Here is an 18329-nt window from a genome sequence, read left to right on the forward strand (position 1 = left end):
TGTCGGCTCAACTGGTGTGCGCGGTGCTGCGCTCGCGCAGGTCGCGCTGGGTCACCCAGTGTTCCACCAGTTCCCGCAGTTGCGAGAGCTCCACGGGCTTGGCCATGTGCCCGTCCATGCCGGCCTGGCGCGCGCGCTCCTTGTGCTCGGCGAGGATGTGCGCGGTGAGCGCCACTACCGGGGTGCGTACCCGCTGGTTGCCGACTTCCCAGGCGCGCAGTTGCTGGGTGGCGGAGAAGCCGTCGAGCACCGGCATTTCGCAGTCCATCAGTACCAGGTCGTAGCGGTTGGCTTTCATTGCCTGCAAGGCTTCCTCGCCGTTGCTGGCGGTATCGGGCTGCAGGTTGAGCTTGCCGAGCATGCCGCGGATGACCTTGGTGGAAATACTGTTGTCCTCGGCCACCAGGATGCGGAAGTCGCTGGGCACGGTGACTGGCGCCGGGGCCTGGGCAGCGTGCGCCGGCTGGTTGTAGGGGGCGGCGGGGGCCTTGTCGCGCTGATTGAGTTCGTCCGCCAGGGTGGTCTTGAGGGTGTAGCCGGCCACTGGCTTGGCGAGGATGCGCTTGATCCCGGCATTGCGTGCAATCACCTTGCTCGGCGCATTGCTGATGCCGGTGAGCATGATCAGCAGGATGTCGTGGTTCAGGCTCGGGTCTTCCTTGATCTTCGCCGCCAGTTGCATGCCGGTCATGCCGGGCATGTTCTGGTCCAGCAATACCACGTCGAAGTAGTCCCGCAGGTGCGCCTTGGTGCGTAGCAGGGCCAGGGCTTCCTTGCCCGATGGTACGGCGCTGACGTTCAGGCCCCAGGCACTGCACTGCTGTACCAGCACCTTGCGGCAGGTGTCGTTGTCGTCCACCACCAGTACCCGCGCGCCCTGCAGGGGGCCGTCGAGGTCGGCGGTCGGGTGTTCCAGGCGCTCGGCATCCAGGGGCAGGGTCAGCCACAGGGTGCTGCCCTGGTTGGTGCCGCTCTTGATGCCGAACTCGCCATGCATCAGCAGGATCAGTTGACGGGCGATCACCAGCCCCAGGTTGCCCCCCAGGCGGGTGGTGGCGAGGAAGTTCTTGCTGTGCAGCTCGGTGTGCAGCAGGGCTTCGCGCTCTTCGGCCTCCATCGGCTGGCCGCTGTCCTGCACGGCGATGCGCAGGCGCGGTTTGCTGCTGCGCTCGTCGAGGGCGACGACGATCAGCACTTCGCCTTCATCGGTCTTCTTCAGGGCATTTTCCAACAGGCTCAGCAGGGCCTGGCGCAGGCGTGTCGGGTCACCGCTGATGACCCGTGGCACCTGGGGCTGGATGAAACTGATCAGCTCGACGTTCTGCTGTTCGGCCTTGGCCCGGAAGATGCTCAGGCAGTCTTCGATCAGGGCGTTGAGGTCGAACTGCACATCGTCCAGTTCGATCTGCCCGGACTCCAGCTTGGAGATGTCGAGGATCTCGTTGATCAGGGTCAGCAGCTCGTTGCCGGCACTGTGGATGGTCTGCACGTAATCGCGCTGCTTGACCGACAGCGGGGTGCCCAGCAGCAGCTCGGTCATGCCCAGCACGCCGTTCATCGGGGTGCGGATCTCGTGGCTTATCTTGGCCAGGAACTCGGCCTTGGCATTGACCTCGGCGGTGCTGGCGGCCAGGTCGCGGCTGACGCTGAAGCGGTTCTCGGTGATGTTGCGCTGGCGCTCGCCCAGGGCAATGCTCATCAGCAGCCCGGCGATGCACACCACGCTCAAGAGGGTGACGATCAGGCCTTGCGGGGCCACCAGGGTCAGCCCCAGCAGGGCCGGCAGGATCACCAGGGTGCCGAGGTTGAAGATCACCATGGCGGCGACGAACAGGCGCGCCGGGCGATAACCCTTGTGCCAGTGATAGCCACCGACGAACAGCATGCTCAGGCCGGCCAGGGCCACCAGGCCGTAGGTGATGATGTTCAGCGGCAGGGTATCGACGAACAGCAGCAACAGGCCGAACAGGCTGATCAGCAGGATGTTGCCCAGCAGCAGGCGGTTCAGCGGATGCGCGCCCAGGGGGGCGAAAAAGCGGTAGGCGAACATCATCCCGCAGGGCGCGGTCAGCAGCAGGGCGATATAGGCCCCCGGCGTCTGCAGGGCTTCCCAGGCCGGGAGCCAGGGCCCGAACAGGTTCAGCAGCATCAGCAGGCTGAGGGTCAGCAGCCCTTCGCAGGCTGCCAGCCACAGGCTGCTGCGCGAACGGGTGTAGGCGAAGCGGGTGAGGTTGTGCAGGATCAGCATCGCCAGGCAGCCGAACAGCAGGCCGTAGATCAGCGTCTGGCTCTGGTCGGCCGCGCCCATCACCGCCGATTGCAGGGTGATGAAGGGGCGCAGTTCGTGTTCGGACACCAGGCGTACATAGACGTCCAGTGGCTTGGCGCTTTGCGGCAGCGGCAGCATGAAGTCGCTGCTGGGCAGGGGCTTTTGCGCCTGCGACGGGCCGGAGCCGGTGTTCACTTGCTCGATCAGCTTGTCGCCTTCGAGCACGTAGAGGTTCAGGTGGGACAGGTCGGGGGCGAAGATCCGCAGGATCTGCTCATGGGTTCCCGGTTGCAGCTTGAAGCGTAGCCACAGGGCGCCATCGGGCTCGGCGGCGGTGAGCTTGTCCAGCTCGATCGGGCTGAACTGGTTGGTGTAGCGCGGGGAGCGGATGTCACTGAGCTGCAGGTCGGCCTGTTCGTCGAGCAAAACCGCCCAGCCACTGCCTTGAGCGGCCAGGGCCGGGTTCAAGCAGAGCAGGGTCAGCAAGGTGACGGTGAAGCCTAGGGCAATCCTGAGCCAGCGCACGGCGAAATCCCTTCGTTGGTTGATGCCTGATTATAACTATGCGCGGCGTAATGACCGCACGGCAAGGGCGTGTGCCCTTGCCGGGGTCAACGACAGCCTTACTCCTGGCCGCGCTCGCGGGCAATGGCGCGGTAGCCGATGTCCTTGCGGTAGAAGCAGCCCTGCCAGTCGATCTCGGCCGCCAGGCGGTAGGCCTGTTGCTGAGCCGCGTCGACACTGTCACCCATGGCGGTAGCGCACAGTACCCGGCCGCCGGAGGTCACGACCTGGCCATCCTTGAGTGCGGTACCGGCGTGGAACACCTTGCCTTCCAGTGCTGCCGCGGCGTCCAGGCCAGTGATGGCCGCGCCCTTGGCATAGTCACCAGGATAGCCGCCTGCCGCCAGAACGATACCCAGGCTCGGGCGTGGGTCCCACTGCGCTTCGACCTTGTCCAGGGCCTGGGCCAGGGCGGCTTCCACCAGCAGCACCAGGCTCGATTGCAGGCGCAGCATCACCGGTTGGGTTTCCGGGTCGCCGAAGCGGCAGTTGAACTCGATGACTTTCGGGTTGCCGGCCTTGTCGATCATCAGCCCGGCATAGAGGAAGCCGGTGTAGACGTTGCCTTCCTCGGCCATGCCGCGCACGGTGGGCCAGATCACCAGATCCATCACCCGCTGGTGCACTTCTGAAGTGACCACCGGTGCCGGGGAGTAGGCGCCCATGCCACCGGTATTGGGGCCAGTGTCGCCGTCGCCGACGCGCTTGTGGTCCTGGCTGGTGGCCATGGGCAGCACGTTCTTGCCGTCGACCATGACGATGAAGCTGGCTTCCTCGCCGTCGAGGAACTCCTCGATCACCACGCGGGAACCGGCGTCGCCGAAGGCATTGCCGGCGAGCATGTCGCGCACCGCTTCCTCGGCTTCGGCCAGGGTCATGGCCACGATCACGCCTTTGCCGGCGGCCAGGCCGTCGGCCTTGATCACGATCGGGGCGCCTTTTTCACGCAGGTAAGCCAGGGCCGGCTCGATCTCGGTGAAGTTCTGATAGTCGGCAGTAGGGATCTTGTGGCGGGCGAGGAAATCCTTGGTGAAGGCTTTCGAACCTTCCAGCTGCGCAGCACCGGCCGTCGGGCCGAAACAGTCCAGGCCACGGGAGCGGAACAGGTCGACCACGCCAGCCACCAGCGGCACTTCCGGGCCGACGATGGTCAGGGACACATTCTTCTGAGCAAAGTCTGCAAGCTGCTCCAGGGCCAGTACGTCGATGGCGACGTTCTCGCACTTGGCCTCGATGGCGGTGCCGGCGTTGCCTGGGGCGACGAACACTTTCTGAACCCGTGGGTCCTGAGCGACTTTCCAGGCCAGAGCGTGTTCACGACCGCCGCTACCAATGATCAGTACATTCATTTCAAAAACCTCGGATGACGCTAATTCTGTTTTGGAACCTGAAGAGCTGGACGCCTCAGGAGGTTGCAATGACAGTGGTAGATGCAAGGCGGAGCCCACCTCGATGAGCGCAGTGCCTGTTGGCAATGAGCATCATCGAGGTGGGCTCCAACGCAGCAGATGCCGGTGTCAGTGCGACCGTTGTCGTATCAGTGACGGAAGTGGCGCATGCCGGTGAACACCATGGCAATGCCCGCTTCGTCGGCCGCGGCAATCACTTCGTTGTCACGCATCGAGCCGCCGGGCTGGATCACTGCGGTGATGCCGACCTTGGCGGCGTTGTCCAGGCCGTCGCGGAACGGGAAGAACGCATCGGAGGCCATGACCGAACCGGCGACTTGCAAGCCGGCGTGCTCGGCCTTGATGGCGGCGATTCGCGCGGAGTTCACGCGGCTCATCTGGCCGGCGCCGACACCGATGGTCTGGCGGTTCTTGGCGTAGACGATGGCGTTGGACTTGACGTACTTGGCGACTTTCCAGGCGAAGATCAGGTCGTTGATCTCTTGCTCGGTCGGGGCGCGCTTGGTCACGACTTTCAGGTCATCGGCACTGATCATGCCGATGTCGCGGCTCTGCACCAGCAGGCCGCCGTTGACGCGCTTGTAATCCCAGGCCGCAGCGCGCTCAGCCGACCACTGGCCGCAGGCCAGCAGGCGCACGTTGGCCTTGGCAGCGACAATGGCGCGGGCTTCTTCGCTGACGCTCGGGGCAATGATCACTTCGACGAACTGACGCTCGACGATGGCCTTGGCGGTGGCTGCATCCAGCTCGCGGTTGAAGGCGATGATGCCGCCGAAGGCCGATTCGGTGTCGGTGGCGTAGGCCAGTTCGTACGCCTGGCGGATACCGCCTTCAGCGTCCGGGCTGACCGCCACGCCGCACGGGTTGGCGTGCTTGACGATGACGCAGGCCGGCTTGACGAAGCTCTTCACGCATTCCAGCGCGGCGTCGGTGTCGGCCACGTTGTTGTAGGACAGCTCTTTGCCTTGCAGTTGGGTCGCGGTGGCGATGCCGACCTCGGCAGGCTTGGCCTCAACGTAGAACGCCGCGCTCTGGTGCGGGTTCTCGCCGTAGCGCATTTCCTGGGCCTTGATGAACTGGCTGTTGAAGGTGCGCGGGAATTCGCTGCGGCCGGATGTCGAGAGGGTTTCGGCGGCCTGGTTCACGGTGCCCATGTAGTTGGCGATCATGCCGTCGTACGCAGCGGTGTGTTCGAAGGCCTTGAGCATCAGGTCGAAGCGCTGGGCGTAAGTCAGGCCACCGGCCTTGAGGCTTTCCAGGACGCCGGCGTAGTCGCTGGCATTGACCACGATGGCCACGTCCTTATGGTTCTTGGCCGCCGAGCGGACCATGGTCGGGCCGCCGATGTCGATGTTCTCGATGGCGGTCGGCAGGTCGCAGCCTGGCTTGTTGATGGTGGCTTCGAACGGGTAGAGGTTGACCGCGACCAGGTCGATCGGCTTGATCCCGTGCTCGTTCATGATGGCGTCGTCAATGCCGCGACGGCCGAGGATACCGCCGTGGATTTTCGGGTGCAGGGTCTTCACCCGGCCATCCATCATTTCCGCGAAACCGGTGTAATCCGCGACTTCCACTGCGGACACGCCGTTGTCCTGCAGCAGTTTGAAGGTCCCGCCGGTGGAGAGGATCTCCACACCAAGGGCTTCCAGCTCCTTGGCGAATTCGAGGATCCCGGTCTTGTCGGAAACACTGATCAAGGCGCGGCGGATCGGCAGGCGGGTAGTCTGGTCGGTCATCTCAATTTCCATCAAAAGCAAAGGAGTCAGCAAAAAAGGCGACCGTTTTTTACGCGGGCGCCTTTCTGGTTTGATTGAATGCTTACAGCAAATCGTACTGCTTGAGTTTCTTGCGCAGGGTACCGCGGTTCAGACCCAGGAGTTCGCTGGCCTTGGTCTGGTTGCCCTTGACGTAGTTCATCACGCTTTCGAGCAACGGAGCCTCGACTTCGGAGAGCACCAGGTTGTACACGTCCGTGACGGCAGCGCCCTCAAGGTGGGCGAAATAATTGTGCAGCGCCTTCTCGACACTCCCGCGAAGGGTCTGGCCTTCTTCGCTGGGTGTATTGAGGTGCTGTTTCAAATTCACGTTGTCGCTCACGGGTGTTGTTCCACTCACTAAAGTCTCGGTCATCATCGTCATGCGGCCACCCCCTCTCCGTCCCCTGTTTCCAGGCTCTTGTAACGTCCGGCAAAGAACTCACGAACGTTGGCGCATTGTGCTTCCGTATCTTCCAAACGATTGAAGTGGGCGCGAAACTCCCTGGCGCCCGGCAGGGTTGCGAGATACCAGCCCACATGCTTGCGCGCAATGCGTACGCCCATGACCTCTCCATAGAAGGCATGCAGCGCGGCCAGGTGCTCTAGCAGAATACGTTCCACCTCGAACAGCTCCGGTGCCGGGAGGGTTTCACCGGTACTGAGGAAGTGTTCGATCTCACGAAAAATCCATGGCCGCCCCTGGGCGGCCCGGCCGATCAACAGCCCGTCGGCGCCGGTGGCGTGCAACACCCGCCGGGCCTTTTTCGGCGAGTCGATATCGCCATTGGCAAAGACCGGGATCGACACCGCCTGCTTGATCGCGGCAATGGTGTCGTACTCGGCTTCACCGGTGTACAGGTCGGCCCGGGTCCGACCATGGACCGCCAGTGCCGTGATGCCGGCCTGCTCGGCGATCTTCGCCACCGTCAGGCCGTTCTTGTTCTCCCGGTCCCAGCCGGTGCGGATCTTCAGGGTGACCGGTACATCCACAGCGGCCACTACTGCCTGGAGAATCTCGTTGACCAGGGCTTCGTCCTTCAGCAACGCGGAGCCGGCGGCCTTGTTGCAGACCTTCTTGGCCGGGCAACCCATGTTGATATCAATAATCTGTGCGCCCAACTCGACGTTGGCGCGGGCGGCGTCTGCCAGCATCTGTGCATCACCCCCGGCAATCTGCACCGAGCGGGGCTCGGGATCGCCTTCGTGGATCATGCGCAACCGCGATTTGCGGCTGTTCCACAAGCTCATGTCGCTGGTGACCATTTCCGAGACTACAAGGCCCGCGCCCAATTGCTTGCAAAGCTGACGAAAGGGCTGGTCTGTAACCCCCGCCATCGGGGCGAGAATCAAACCGTTGTGCACTGTATATGGGCCGATGCGTACCGCCGACATAGGACTTCCCTGTTGTGGGGCCGGATCATGAGAGTTCGAAAAAGGGTTGGCATGATACCCGCTCTCGATGACCGGATAAAGGCTGAATTGGATAAAATCTGAACAGTTCTTCTGTAACGTCCTGGGAGCAATCCAGGCGAAACAGTCATAAAACTGTCGTTAATCCAGAGTCGTCCGTGAACTTGTGCAGCCGATTCACTCAGGCGAGTGGAAACTCAGACTGTAGTTCACCGCTTTCGGGCCGGGGTCAAGAATATCCAGGGCGATGTGAATCGGGGTCTGCGGCGGCATTTCCGCCGCATCCTGCAAGTCACCGCCCAGGTATTCCCCGGGCTTGAAGCTGCGGCTGGCGATCAGGTGGCCGTTGAGGTCGGCGAAGCGCAGCTCAAGCAGCGGGAAGGGTTGGGAGAAGGGCGCGCGGTTATAGATGATGGCGTCCACCACCAGGGCGCCGCTGAATTCCGGATGGCTGCGTACCACCAGGTTGCTGCTCTTGATCCGGGCGATGTCGACCCGGGAAGGTACCGTGCAGCCGAATTCCGGGCACAGTTGCTGGAACCAGGGGCGGTACTGGTCCTGGCGGGCCAGCTCATCAAAGTGATAGGCGACGTATTGTCCCACCAGGCCGCCGGCGGCCAGCAGGATCAGCAGCAGCCAGAGCAGGCGCTTGCCCCAGGGCGAGCGGCGCTTCTGCCAGTCGAGGTGGAGCGGGTCGTCCACCAGGTCCAGCAGCACCTCTTCCTTGACCCCGGGCTCGTTGCGCTCGCGGCGCTTCTTGCCGGAGACGGCGGGCTCGTCGTCCTGGTCGTCCGGGTTGGCAGGCGAGTGAGGTTCCAGGTCATCGTCCAGGCGCAACCTGGGCGCCTGGGGTTCGTCGTCCAGGTCCGCGAGGTTGAACGACAGCGACGGTTCGGTGCGGCTGGGCTTGGGTGGTTCGGCGCTGGGTTCGGCGTCGTCCGGTTGCACCTTGGGGGGCGAAGGCTCGCTGTCGTCCCGTTCGGCGGCGCTGCCGAACAGTCCGTCCGGCCAGTGTGCCTCGTCGGCGTCCTGGGTGTCGCGCCGGGCGCTGAGGCTACCTTCCTTGTGCTCGCGTTCCTGGCCAAAGGCCTTGGCTGGCTGGATTTCGCGCTGTTCGAGCTTGGCCAGTTCCTCATCGAGGTCCAGGTGATCCAGGTCCATCTCGGCGGCCGACCATTGCTTCTGGCTGATGGCGCGCTGAGGAGCGGCAGGGGCCGCGGGGGGGGGCAGATCCGGCTCGGGTGCCGCCGGTGCCGGCGCCACGGTCGCTGCGGGAGCAGCCGGTGGCGCTACGGGTTTGGCAGCGGCTTTCGAGGTGGCAGCTTCCTTGGCCGCGCGCTGCTCGAGCAATTGCCGTGCGGCGTTGAACACCTGCAGGCAGGAGCCACAGCGAACCACTCCACGGGCCACGCTCAACTGGGCGTGGCTGACACGGAAGCGGGTTTGGCAATGCGGGCACTGGGTGACGAAACTGTCGGTCATGCGGCCATCCGGATTATGCAGGCGGCCATTCTAGCGCCGACGGCCGGTGATGCGCACCCAGCCATCAAGGGTGGCGATCGGGTCCAGATCGAAGTCCTGGGCATAAGCCGCGGCGACTTCCTCGCCCTGTTCGGCAAGGATGCCGGAAAGCGCCAGGCGCCCGCCGGACTTGACCAGCCCCGAAAGCTGCGGCGCCAGGGCCACCAGTGGCCCGGCCAGGATGTTGGCCACCAGTACATCGGCTTGCACCTGGGGCAGCTGCTCGGGCAGGTAGAGCGGGAACAGCTCGTCGGCAATGCCGTTGCGCCCGGCGTTGTCACGGGAGGCTTCCAGGGCTTGCACGTCGATGTCGGTGCCCACCGCCTGTTTGGCGCCCAGCAACAGGGCGGCAATGGCCAGGATCCCCGAGCCGCAGCCGAAGTCCAGCACGTTGCAGTCCTTCAGGTCCTGGCCGTCCAGCCATTCCAGGCACAGGGCGGTGGTCGGGTGGGTGCCGGTGCCGAAGGCCAGGCCCGGGTCCAGTAGCAGGTTCACGGCCTCGGGCTCCGGTGCGGCGTGCCAGCTGGGAACGATCCACAGGCGCTGGCCGAAACGCATGGGCTGGAAGTTGTCCATCCAGCTGCGCTCCCAATCCTGGTCTTCGATGACTTCGCTGTGATGCTCGGGCAGCGGGCCGCCGGTCAGCAGCTCCATGTGGGCGAGTACGCTGGCGGCTTCGGTGCCGCCCTCGAACAGGGCCAGCAGATGGGTGTGGGACCAGAGCGGGGTGGTGTTCAGTTCAGGTTCGAAGATCGGCTGATCCTCGGCGTCCATGAAGGTGACCGAGACGGCACCGACTTCAAGAAAAGCGTCTTCGTAGGTTTCGGCTTGTTCTGGGCTGATGGCGAGACGGACTTGCAGCCAAGGCATGGCGGGCACCTTTGAAAATATGTGATGTGCAGCCTAGTGGGCCGCGAGAAGCGCGCAAGTTTACGCGAGACGCCCCTTGGGAGCGAGGGGGATGCCCTGTGCTTGGTCGCAAGGACGGTTGATCAGGGAATGGCCGCTGCGCGGTTCGCGAGCGGGCTCGCTCCTGCAGGGCGGCGGATACGACAAGGCCGCTCGAAAGCGGCCTTGTCGGTGTGGCGGGTGCCGATCAGTGTTGCTCGGCCAGCTTGTGCTCGAGGTAGTGAATGTTCACGCCCCCTTTGCAGAAGCCTTCGTCACGGGTCAGGTCGCGGTGCAGCGGGATGTTGGTCTTGATCCCGTCGACGACGATTTCGTCCAGCGCATTGCGCATGCGCGCCATGGCTTCGTCACGGGTGGCCCCGTAGGTGATCAGCTTGCCGATCAACGAATCGTAGTTCGGTGGAACCGCGTAACCGCTGTACAGGTGCGAGTCGACGCGCACGCCGTTGCCGCCCGGGGCATGGAAATGCTTGACCGTGCCTGGGCTTGGCATGAAGGTTTTCGGGTCTTCGGCGTTGATCCGGCATTCCAGCGCGTGGCCGCGGATCACGACGTCGTCCTGGGTGAACGACAGCTTGTTGCCGGCGGCAATGCTGAGCATTTCCTTGACGATGTCGATACCGGTCACCATTTCCGATACCGGGTGCTCTACCTGCACGCGAGTGTTCATCTCGATGAAGTAGAAGCGGCCGTTCTCGTAGAGGAACTCGAACGTACCGGCACCGCGGTAGCCGATGTCGATGCACGCCTTGACGCAGCGGGCGAAGACTTCCTGGCGGGCGGTCTCGTCGATGCCCGGTGCCGGCGCTTCTTCGAGGACCTTCTGGTGACGACGCTGCAGCGAGCAGTCGCGGTCACCCAGATGGATGGCGTTGCCCTGGCCGTCGGACAGCACCTGAACTTCCACGTGACGTGGGTTGGTCAGGAACTTTTCCAGGTAGACCATCGGGTTGCCGAACGCCGCGCCGGCTTCGGAGCGGGTCAGCTTCGCCGAGGCGATCAGGTCTTCTTCCTTGTGCACTACGCGCATGCCGCGACCACCACCGCCACCGGCGGCCTTGATGATCACCGGGTAGCCGACTTCACGGCCGATGCGCAGGGCGGTTTCCTCGTCTTCCGGCAGCGGGCCGTCGGAACCTGGAACCGTCGGTACGCCGGCAGCGATCATGGCGTGCTTGGCGGAAACCTTGTCGCCCATCAGGCGGATGGTGTCAGCTTTCGGGCCGATGAAGGCGAAGCCGGAGTTTTCCACCTGTTCGGCGAAGTCGGCGTTTTCCGCGAGGAAGCCGTAGCCAGGGTGGATTGCCGTAGCGCCAGTGACTTCAGCGGCCGCGATGATGGCCGGGATGTGCAGGTAGGACTGCGCGGCTTGCGCAGGCCCGATGCAGACGGATTCGTCCGCCAGGCCCAGGTGCATCAGCTCCTTGTCGGCCTTGGAGTAGACGGCGACGGTCTTGATCCCCATTTCCTTGCAGGCACGCAGGATCCGCAGGGCGATTTCGCCGCGGTTGGCGATCAGGACTTTTTCCAACTTCGCAGGCTTCAACATCAAAGACTCTCCGCGGTTCAAACGATGGTGAACAGCGGTTGGTCGTACTCAACCGGCTGGCCGTCTTCGACAAGAATGGACTCGATCACACCGCTGGTTTCAGCTTCGATGTGGTTCATCATCTTCATCGCTTCGACGATGCACAGGGTGTCGCCCTTCTTCACGCTCTGGCCGACTTCAACGAAGGCTGGCGAGGTAGGCGAAGACTTGCGGTAGAAAGTACCGACCATCGGCGAACGGGCCACGGTGCCGTTCAGCGCGGGTGCGGCCGGTGCTGCAGGAGCGGCGGCAGCAGCAGGAGCGGCAGCGGCAGGCGCAGCCACTGGAGCGGCAACCGGAGCCGGAGCGTAGTACTGCTGGGCTGGAGTCTTGCTGTGGCGGCTGATGCGTACGGACTCTTCGCCTTCCTTGATCTCCAGCTCGTCGATGCCGGACTCTTCCAGCAGTTCGATCAGTTTCTTAACTTTACGGATATCCATGAATCATCAACTCCCAAGGGTCGGTCAGGGGCGTTTATCGCTTGTCGTTCAAGCGTTTGCCTGACGTTCAAGCTGTTCTAGGGCGGCCTCCAGGGCCAGTCGGTAACCGCTGGCGCCAAGGCCGCAGATCACTCCCACCGCAACATCGGAGAAGTAGGAGTGATGACGGAAAGGTTCGCGTTTGTGCACGTTGGACAAATGCACTTCGATGAATGGGATGCTCACCGCCAGCAGCGCGTCACGTAATGCGACGCTTGTATGCGTAAAAGCTGCTGGATTGATCAAAATGAAATCCACGCCTTCATCGCGGGCGGCATGGATGCGCTCGATCAATTCGTACTCGGCATTGCTCTGCAGGTACTGCAGATGGTGCCCGGCATCACGGGCCCGTTGCTCCAGGTCCTGGTTGATCTGGGCCAGGGTGGTTGCACCGTAGACCCCCGGTTCACGGGTGCCGAGCAGGTTCAGGTTGGGTCCGTGAAGAACCAGTAGGGTGGCCATCGGTTGTTCCTTGTTATCGGGGGCTGTTGTCAGAACCCGGCGACTATGCCGGAAAGACTTTATGACTGTCCAGTTCTCTGCAATAGCCAGCACGATGACCGATGTTTGCGCAAAATATGTGACCGACAGGTTAAATCCGGTCATTTGCCCTCAAGAAGGGGGGCGTGCTTCTTGTCGCCCGTTTCGTCGCTGATGGCGGTGGGTTGTGGTTTGCGCGCCCGTTTCAGAGCCTAGACGCGGAACGCTTGGACTGCCGTATGCAATTGCCCGCCCAGGTCCAGCAGGTTTTCGCCCTGGGCCCGGCCTTCGCCGATGCGCAGCAGGTTGTCGCCGCCCAACTGGTGGATGCGTTCGCTGTGATCGCGGATTTCGCTCACCGCGCCGCTCTGCTGGGCAGTGACATCGGCGATCCGCACGGCGGTATCGGCGATGGTCTGGATCGCCCCGACGATTTCGTCCAGGGCGCCATCGGCGGCCTGGGCCTGGCCGGCGGTGGCCTCGGCGTGTTCGACCTGGGCGCGCATGCCTTGTACCGATTGCTGGGCGGCGGCCTGCAGGCCGGCGATCAGGGTCTGGATCTCCGCGGTGGCCCCGGCGGTGCGCTGGGCCAGGGAGCGCACTTCTTCGGCGACCACGGCAAAACCGCGGCCCATTTCCCCGGCGCGGGCGGCTTCGATGGCTGCGTTGAGGGCCAGCAGGTTGGTCTGGTCGGCGATGGAGCGGATCACCGTCAGCACGCCGCCGATGGTGGCGGATTCCTGCGCCAGGTGTTCGATCATCTGCGCGTTGCCCTGGACTTCCCCGACAAGGGCGTGCAGCCCGGTGAGGCTCAGGCCTATGACTTTCTGCCCCTGCTGCACGGCGAGGCCAGCACTGCGGCTGGCGTCGGCGGCCTGGCTGGCGTCCCCGGCGACCTGCTGGATGGTGGCTTCCAGTTCGCCCAGGGCATCGCGGATCTGTGCGGTGTCGCCGGCCTGGCGCTCGGCGCCGCTGTGCAGGCCGCTGCTCAGGTCGGCCAGGGCGCGGCTGCTGCCGGCCACTTGTTCGGCGTTCTGGCGGATGGTGCCCACCAGGTCCACCAGGTAGGCGCGCAGGCGGTTCAGGGATTCCTCGATGTCATGCAGCTCGCGGTTGGTCTTGCCCAGCTGGATCGGTCGGCTGAAGTCGCCTTCGGCCCAGGTCGACAGCGCCGGGGCGAGGTTGGTCAGAACCCGCGCCAGCTTGCGCTGCAAGGTGTCGATCACCAGGGCGATCAACAGGATCAGGCCGATCATCAGCCCCTGCATCAGCCGCACTTCGCCCTGGATCTGCCCGTGCTGGGCCCGTACCGCCGGTTCCAGTTCGGCGATGGCCTGGCGCACGGCGTTGATCTTCAGCAGGGTTGCGGCGCTCAGGTCGGCGCGCTTCTGGATCTGCTCGCGGGTGCGCTGCAGTTCTGCCGGATAACGGCTGAGCAGGCTGTTGAGTTCACGCTTGAAGCCTATGCCGGCATCTTCGGCGGCGGCTTTCTCGGTGTTTTCCAGGCCCATCATGGCGGCGAAATCATCGGTGCCCGATTCGCTGCTGGCGGCCACGCCCAATAAAGGCAGGGCTTCGAGCTGATCGGCCTGGGCGCGGATGCTGTTCACTTCCCGTTCCACATCGGCGGCCAGCTCGCTGCGGCCACTGCTCACCAGCTTGTCCCGGGCCAGGGAGAGCTTGCCCAGGTGCTGGGAGGCGGTGAGCAATAAAGGCAGGTAGTTCGCCGCTTCCGCGCTCCTGGCCCCGCTGGCGTACTGGCTGAGCTGCTCCAGGTTGGCGCCCAGCTCGCGTTCGGCCTGCAACAGCAGGGCCTGGGGATCGCCTGCCAACTTGCCGGCGGCCAGCAGGTCGGTCTTGCTGAAGTCGTCGAGGCTGGCCAGGCTCGGGCGCAGGCTTTGCGCCAGCGGTGGCGGCAGTTCGCCCAGCTCGCCCTGCAGGGTTTCCAGGGCCTGGGCCGCACTGCTCAGGCGCAGGGCATCGCCGCTGGCCAGGTAGTCTTCGATATTGCGCGCCACCTGGTTCTGAAACTGCTGGGACAGCCCCAGGTAGCGCTCCATCAATAGATAGGGGCGTTCCAGGGCCCGTTGCGACCACCACAGCGTCGCCCCCAGGGCGAGGCAAACGGCAACGAGCAGCAGGGTATTGAGATTGGTCAGCAGCTTCAGGCGCATCGGGGCTCTACCAACGGCTTAAATGGTAAGCGCCTGAATTTATTGCGTTTGTATTACAAGGTTATGACCGAATCGGTGGATTCGGATGAAAAGATGGCACTTTGACTTGATCGCGCGGCCTGGACCCGATTGCGCCCGCCATGCTTGGCCCGGTACAGGGCTTCGTCGGCCTGGCTGGCCATCATCAGGCTGTCGGAATCCTCCTGCATTTCCACCACCCCGGCGCTGAAGGTGCACCACAGGTCCTGGGGCTGGGCCGGGTAGTGGATCTCGGCAAAGCGCTGGCGGATTTCGTCCAGAACCTTGCACGCGGCGTCCTGGTCGGTGTCGGGCATGACAATGGCAAATTCTTCGCCGCCGTAGCGGCCGATGAAGTCGGTCTTGCGCAGGCGCTGTTTGAGAAACAGCGCCAGGCTCTTGATCACCCGGTCGCCCATGGGGTGGCCGTGGCTGTCGTTGACCCGCTTGAAGTGGTCGATATCCAGCATGGCGAAGCTCAGCGGCTTGCCCTCGCGACGGGCGCGGAAACTGCAGTCTTCCAGCAGTTGCAGGATATGGGTGTGGTTGTACAGGCCGGTGAGGCTGTCGCGGACCATCCGCGCCTTGAGGTTGCGCGCCCGGGCCGCGCGGTTGCGCACGGTGGTGATCAGGTGCCGGGGCTTGATCGGCTTGGTGAGGAAGTCGTCGCCGCCTTCGCTCATGGCGTCCAGCTGCTTGTCCAGGTCGTCCTCGGCGGACAGGTAGATGATCGGCACGCTGACGTAGCGGTCGTTGTGGCGGATTACCTTGGCCAGCTCGGTGCCGGTGCAGGCCGGCATGTACATGTCGAGAATGATCAGGTCCGGCTGGAAGTCCGCCAGCTCGGCCATGGCTTGGATCGGTTCGATCAGGGTGCGGGTGACGATCCCGGCACTGTTGAGCAGGCGCTCGGTGTGCAGGGCCTGGGCCCGGGAGTCGTCGATGATCAGCACTTTATAAGGTTCGTACTGGGCGACGCAGGTCAGTACTTCGATTTTTTCCAGCAGGCTGGAGGCTTCCAGGGTGCCGGTGAGGAATTCCTGGCCGCCGGCGCGCACTGCGGCCAGGCGCGTCGGGGTGTCGGTTTCATGCAGGCTGAAGAACAGCAGCGGGAGTTTCTGCTCCAGGCCGACCTGGGCCTCGGCGGCCAGGGTCAGGCCCATGCCGGCACCGCAGAAATCCACATCGATGACGATGGCCGCCGGCAGGCGTTCGACCATGGACGAACGAAAGGCCGGAATGCTGTCCAGGGACTGGGCGCTGAGGCCGAAGAATTCCAACTGCTTGGCCAGGCGCTCGGCCCGGTCGTGGTCCTGCAGCATCACGTAGATCGGCTTGCGCAGGGGCGGCAGGAAGGTCTGTTCCAGTTGGTCGCCGTGGCGCAGCCCGGTGCGCGACAGGCGCTGCATCAGGCGGTTGAGGTCGGTGATCAGGTTGCTGCTGAGGCGGCCACGGTTGGCGTCCACCGCTTCCAGGGACTGGCTGATGCTGCGGGCCAGCTGGGTATGTTCGGGTTGTTCGAAACGTTCGGCGAAGCGAAGCAGGCGCAGGTTGGCCTCGCACAGCTCCGACATGTCGGTGGTCGACCATTCGCTGCGTTGCAGACGTTGCCATATCTCAAGAATCTGACGTGCCTGATGAATTACCCGCTGGGCAAAGTGGTGCTTGAGGCGCTCACGGCTGGGGTCTTCTGGCTCGGTCATATCCTGACTACTAGTTAGGGTGCATGCTGAGATCGACTGGTGGCTCTATGCTAGCACCACTTTTGTGTCCCATGAGTGTCGTACGTCAATAATGTGCAAAGCGACGTTATTCAGTTCCTGACCGACTGGTCGCGTAGGCTCCGGACTGTGCTTCATTTATAGTGGCCAGCTGATTCGCAATCATTGCGCGGCGCGCATTTGCCGGAAGATTTATCCCGTCAAGGCAAGGCACGATGGAGTAGGGTTGTGGTCGAACCGATGAACTCAAGTGATTGAAAGGACATAGCCATGCTGGATTGGAAGAATCGCGCAGGCAGCGCGCCGGATCGTGCTGCCGAACCCAAGTCGGCGACACGCAGCTATTTCGGTGGCCTGCTGTTCAGTCGTGCCCTGGCCACCTTGCTGGGCCTGTATCTGCTGGTCACCGGTGCCCTGGGCTGGTACTGGAGCCAGGAGCCGGCGCTGTTCCCGGTCCAGCAGAACGCCCAGATCGCCGCCGAGAAGGAAGGCCGACAGATGGTGGTGGGCTACACCACCGTGGAAACCCTGAAGACCGTGGTCGGCACCCTGCTGGACAAGCCGGGTGGCTACATTTCCAACGACCGTTTTCCACCGGGGCTGTGGATGGACAACATGCCGAGCTGGGAATACGGCGTGCTGGTCCAGGTCCGCGACCTGACCCGTGCCCTGCGCAAGGACTTCGCCCGTTCCCAGTCGCAGTCCGCAGAAGACGCCGACCTGGCCAAGGCCGAGCCGCGCTTCAACTTCGACAACAAGAGCTGGATCCTGCCGTCCAGCGAATCGGAATACCAGGAAGGCATCAACTCCCTGAGCCGCTACCAGGCGCGTCTGTCCGATCCGAACCAGAAGACCGCGCAGTTCTATGCCCGCGCCGACAATCTCAACAACTGGCTGGGTGACGTTGGCACGCGCCTGGGCTCGCTGTCCCAGCGCCTGTCGGCCAGCGTCGGTCGGGTCAAGCTCAATACTGCTCTGAAGACCGAAGTGCCGGCCCCGGGCCAGGGCCCGCAGGTTGATGAAGAAGTGGTGGAAACCCCGTGGATGCAGATCGACAACGTGTTCTACGAAGCCCGTGGCCAGGCCTGGGCGCTGTCGCACCTGCTGCGGGCCATCGAGGTGGACTTCGCCGATGTGCTGGCGAAGAAGAACGCCACCGTCAGCGTGCGCCAGATCATTCGCGAACTGGAAGCGTCCCAGGAGCCGGTCTGGAGCCCGATGATTCTCAATGGCAGCGGCTTCGGCGTGCTGGCCAACCACTCGCTGGTGATGGCCAACTATATTTCCCGGGCCAACGCGGCGGTCATCGACTTGCGTCAATTGCTCAATCAAGGCTGATCCATGGTCGCAACCGACAAAGAGGCGGCCCACCGCGCCGCCTCCGATGCAGAACAGATTGCCTGGGTCGATGGCGAAGACCAGTTGCTGGGTGCCATGGTCCGTTCCGAGTTGCGCGAGCGCGGCCTGATCGGGCGTGGCACCTACATCATGCTGTTCAACTCCGCCGGTGAGCTGTGCGTGCACCGGCGAACCCTGAGCAAGGCCATCTACCCGGGCTACTGGGACGTCGCTGCCGGCGGCATGGTCCTGGCCAGCGAGAGCTACGCCGAGTCGGCTGCCCGGGAACTGGAGGAGGAACTGGGGGTGAGCGGGGTGGAACTGGTCGCCCACGATCATTTCTTCTTCGAGGACACCGGCAACCGCCTCTGGTGCTCGGCGTTCTGTGCGGTGTGGGACGGCCCGCTGCGCCTGCAGCCGGAAGAAGTCCTCGAAGCGCACTTCATGCCACTGGATCAGGTGCTGCGGGAAATCCACGAAAAGCCCTATTGCCCGGACTCCCTGGCTGCCCTGCAGCGCTATCTGGCACGGCGTCGCTAAAGTTGCATAAATTGGCGCTGATTGGCTCTTAGCAACCGGGCTTTTTGCCGTTACACTGCGCGACTTTTCAAGCTGAACCAGGCTGCCCTGGTTCAGTAGCGCTGCCCCTGCCTGAGTGGGGCTTCGCGGTCGATGGCACCGCCATGTGCTTC

Annotated in this window: 14 protein-coding genes; 2 read left to right on the forward strand and 12 right to left on the reverse strand. The window is 63.7% G+C overall.

The window, feature by feature from the left end:
- Nucleotides 1-7: 7 nt before the first annotated feature.
- From AC1RGE_RS27960 to gcbA, 12 genes are all read right to left on the reverse strand, one after another.
- Nucleotides 8-2794 carry a hybrid sensor histidine kinase/response regulator gene (locus AC1RGE_RS27960; protein WP_019096153.1) on the reverse strand — a complete coding sequence of 929 codons (2787 nt, stop codon included), beginning with the start codon at nt 2792-2794 and terminating at the stop codon, nt 8-10.
- 98 nt (nt 2795-2892) lie between these two features.
- Complete coding sequence (purD, locus tag AC1RGE_RS27965) at nt 2893-4182, reverse strand: phosphoribosylamine--glycine ligase (RefSeq protein WP_011059035.1); 1290 nt, start codon at nt 4180-4182, stop codon at nt 2893-2895.
- A gap of 188 nt (nt 4183-4370) precedes the next feature.
- Entirely contained in the window at nt 4371-5978 is a 1608-nt protein-coding gene (gene purH / locus AC1RGE_RS27970) for a bifunctional phosphoribosylaminoimidazolecarboxamide formyltransferase/IMP cyclohydrolase (RefSeq protein ID WP_011059036.1), read from the reverse strand.
- 82 nt (nt 5979-6060) lie between these two features.
- Nucleotides 6061-6381, reverse strand: a complete 321-nt coding sequence (fis, locus tag AC1RGE_RS27975; RefSeq protein ID WP_003186237.1) for a DNA-binding transcriptional regulator Fis — start codon at nt 6379-6381, stop codon at nt 6061-6063.
- Complete coding sequence (dusB, locus tag AC1RGE_RS27980; protein ID WP_492585398.1) at nt 6378-7391, reverse strand: tRNA dihydrouridine synthase DusB; 1014 nt, start codon at nt 7389-7391, stop codon at nt 6378-6380. Before dusB ends, fis begins: the two co-directional genes overlap by 4 nt.
- A 195-nt stretch (nt 7392-7586) precedes the next feature.
- Complete coding sequence (locus AC1RGE_RS27985) at nt 7587-8891, reverse strand: DUF3426 domain-containing protein (RefSeq protein ID WP_053148860.1); 1305 nt, start codon at nt 8889-8891, stop codon at nt 7587-7589.
- A 30-nt stretch (nt 8892-8921) separates the two neighbouring features.
- On the reverse strand, nt 8922-9800 hold the full coding sequence (prmA, locus tag AC1RGE_RS27990; RefSeq protein ID WP_011059039.1) for a 50S ribosomal protein L11 methyltransferase: 879 nt from the start codon (nt 9798-9800) through the stop codon (nt 8922-8924).
- Between the two features lie 226 nt (nt 9801-10026).
- Complete coding sequence (gene accC / locus AC1RGE_RS27995; RefSeq protein WP_123726009.1) at nt 10027-11388, reverse strand: acetyl-CoA carboxylase biotin carboxylase subunit; 1362 nt, start codon at nt 11386-11388, stop codon at nt 10027-10029.
- A 17-nt stretch (nt 11389-11405) separates the two neighbouring features.
- Nucleotides 11406-11867 (reverse strand): acetyl-CoA carboxylase biotin carboxyl carrier protein, encoded by a 462-nt coding sequence (accB, locus tag AC1RGE_RS28000; RefSeq protein ID WP_015633997.1) that lies wholly within the window; start codon nt 11865-11867, stop codon nt 11406-11408.
- A gap of 48 nt (nt 11868-11915) precedes the next feature.
- Nucleotides 11916-12368 (reverse strand): type II 3-dehydroquinate dehydratase, encoded by a 453-nt coding sequence (aroQ, locus tag AC1RGE_RS28005; RefSeq protein WP_011059042.1) that lies wholly within the window; start codon nt 12366-12368, stop codon nt 11916-11918.
- Between the two features lie 230 nt (nt 12369-12598).
- The gene (locus AC1RGE_RS28010; protein WP_011059043.1) at nt 12599-14560 is read right to left on the reverse strand and encodes a methyl-accepting chemotaxis protein; all 1962 of its coding nucleotides are present in this window, start codon (nt 14558-14560) and stop codon (nt 12599-12601) included.
- Nucleotides 14561-14613: 53 nt separating this feature from the next.
- Nucleotides 14614-16281, reverse strand: a complete 1668-nt coding sequence (gcbA, locus tag AC1RGE_RS28015) for a diguanylate cyclase GcbA (protein ID WP_015634000.1) — start codon at nt 16279-16281, stop codon at nt 14614-14616.
- A 288-nt stretch (nt 16282-16569) separates the two neighbouring features.
- Between gcbA and AC1RGE_RS28020 the strand changes: the two genes are divergently transcribed.
- On the forward strand, nt 16570-17637 hold the full coding sequence (locus AC1RGE_RS28020; RefSeq protein WP_011059045.1) for a DUF2333 family protein: 1068 nt from the start codon (nt 16570-16572) through the stop codon (nt 17635-17637).
- Between the two features lie 3 nt (nt 17638-17640).
- On the forward strand, nt 17641-18177 hold the full coding sequence (locus AC1RGE_RS28025) for an NUDIX hydrolase (protein ID WP_011059046.1): 537 nt from the start codon (nt 17641-17643) through the stop codon (nt 18175-18177).
- The last annotated feature ends 152 nt before the right edge of the window (nt 18178-18329 follow it).

Source organism: Pseudomonas sp. GW823-FHT02C05, from assembly GCF_058797595.1.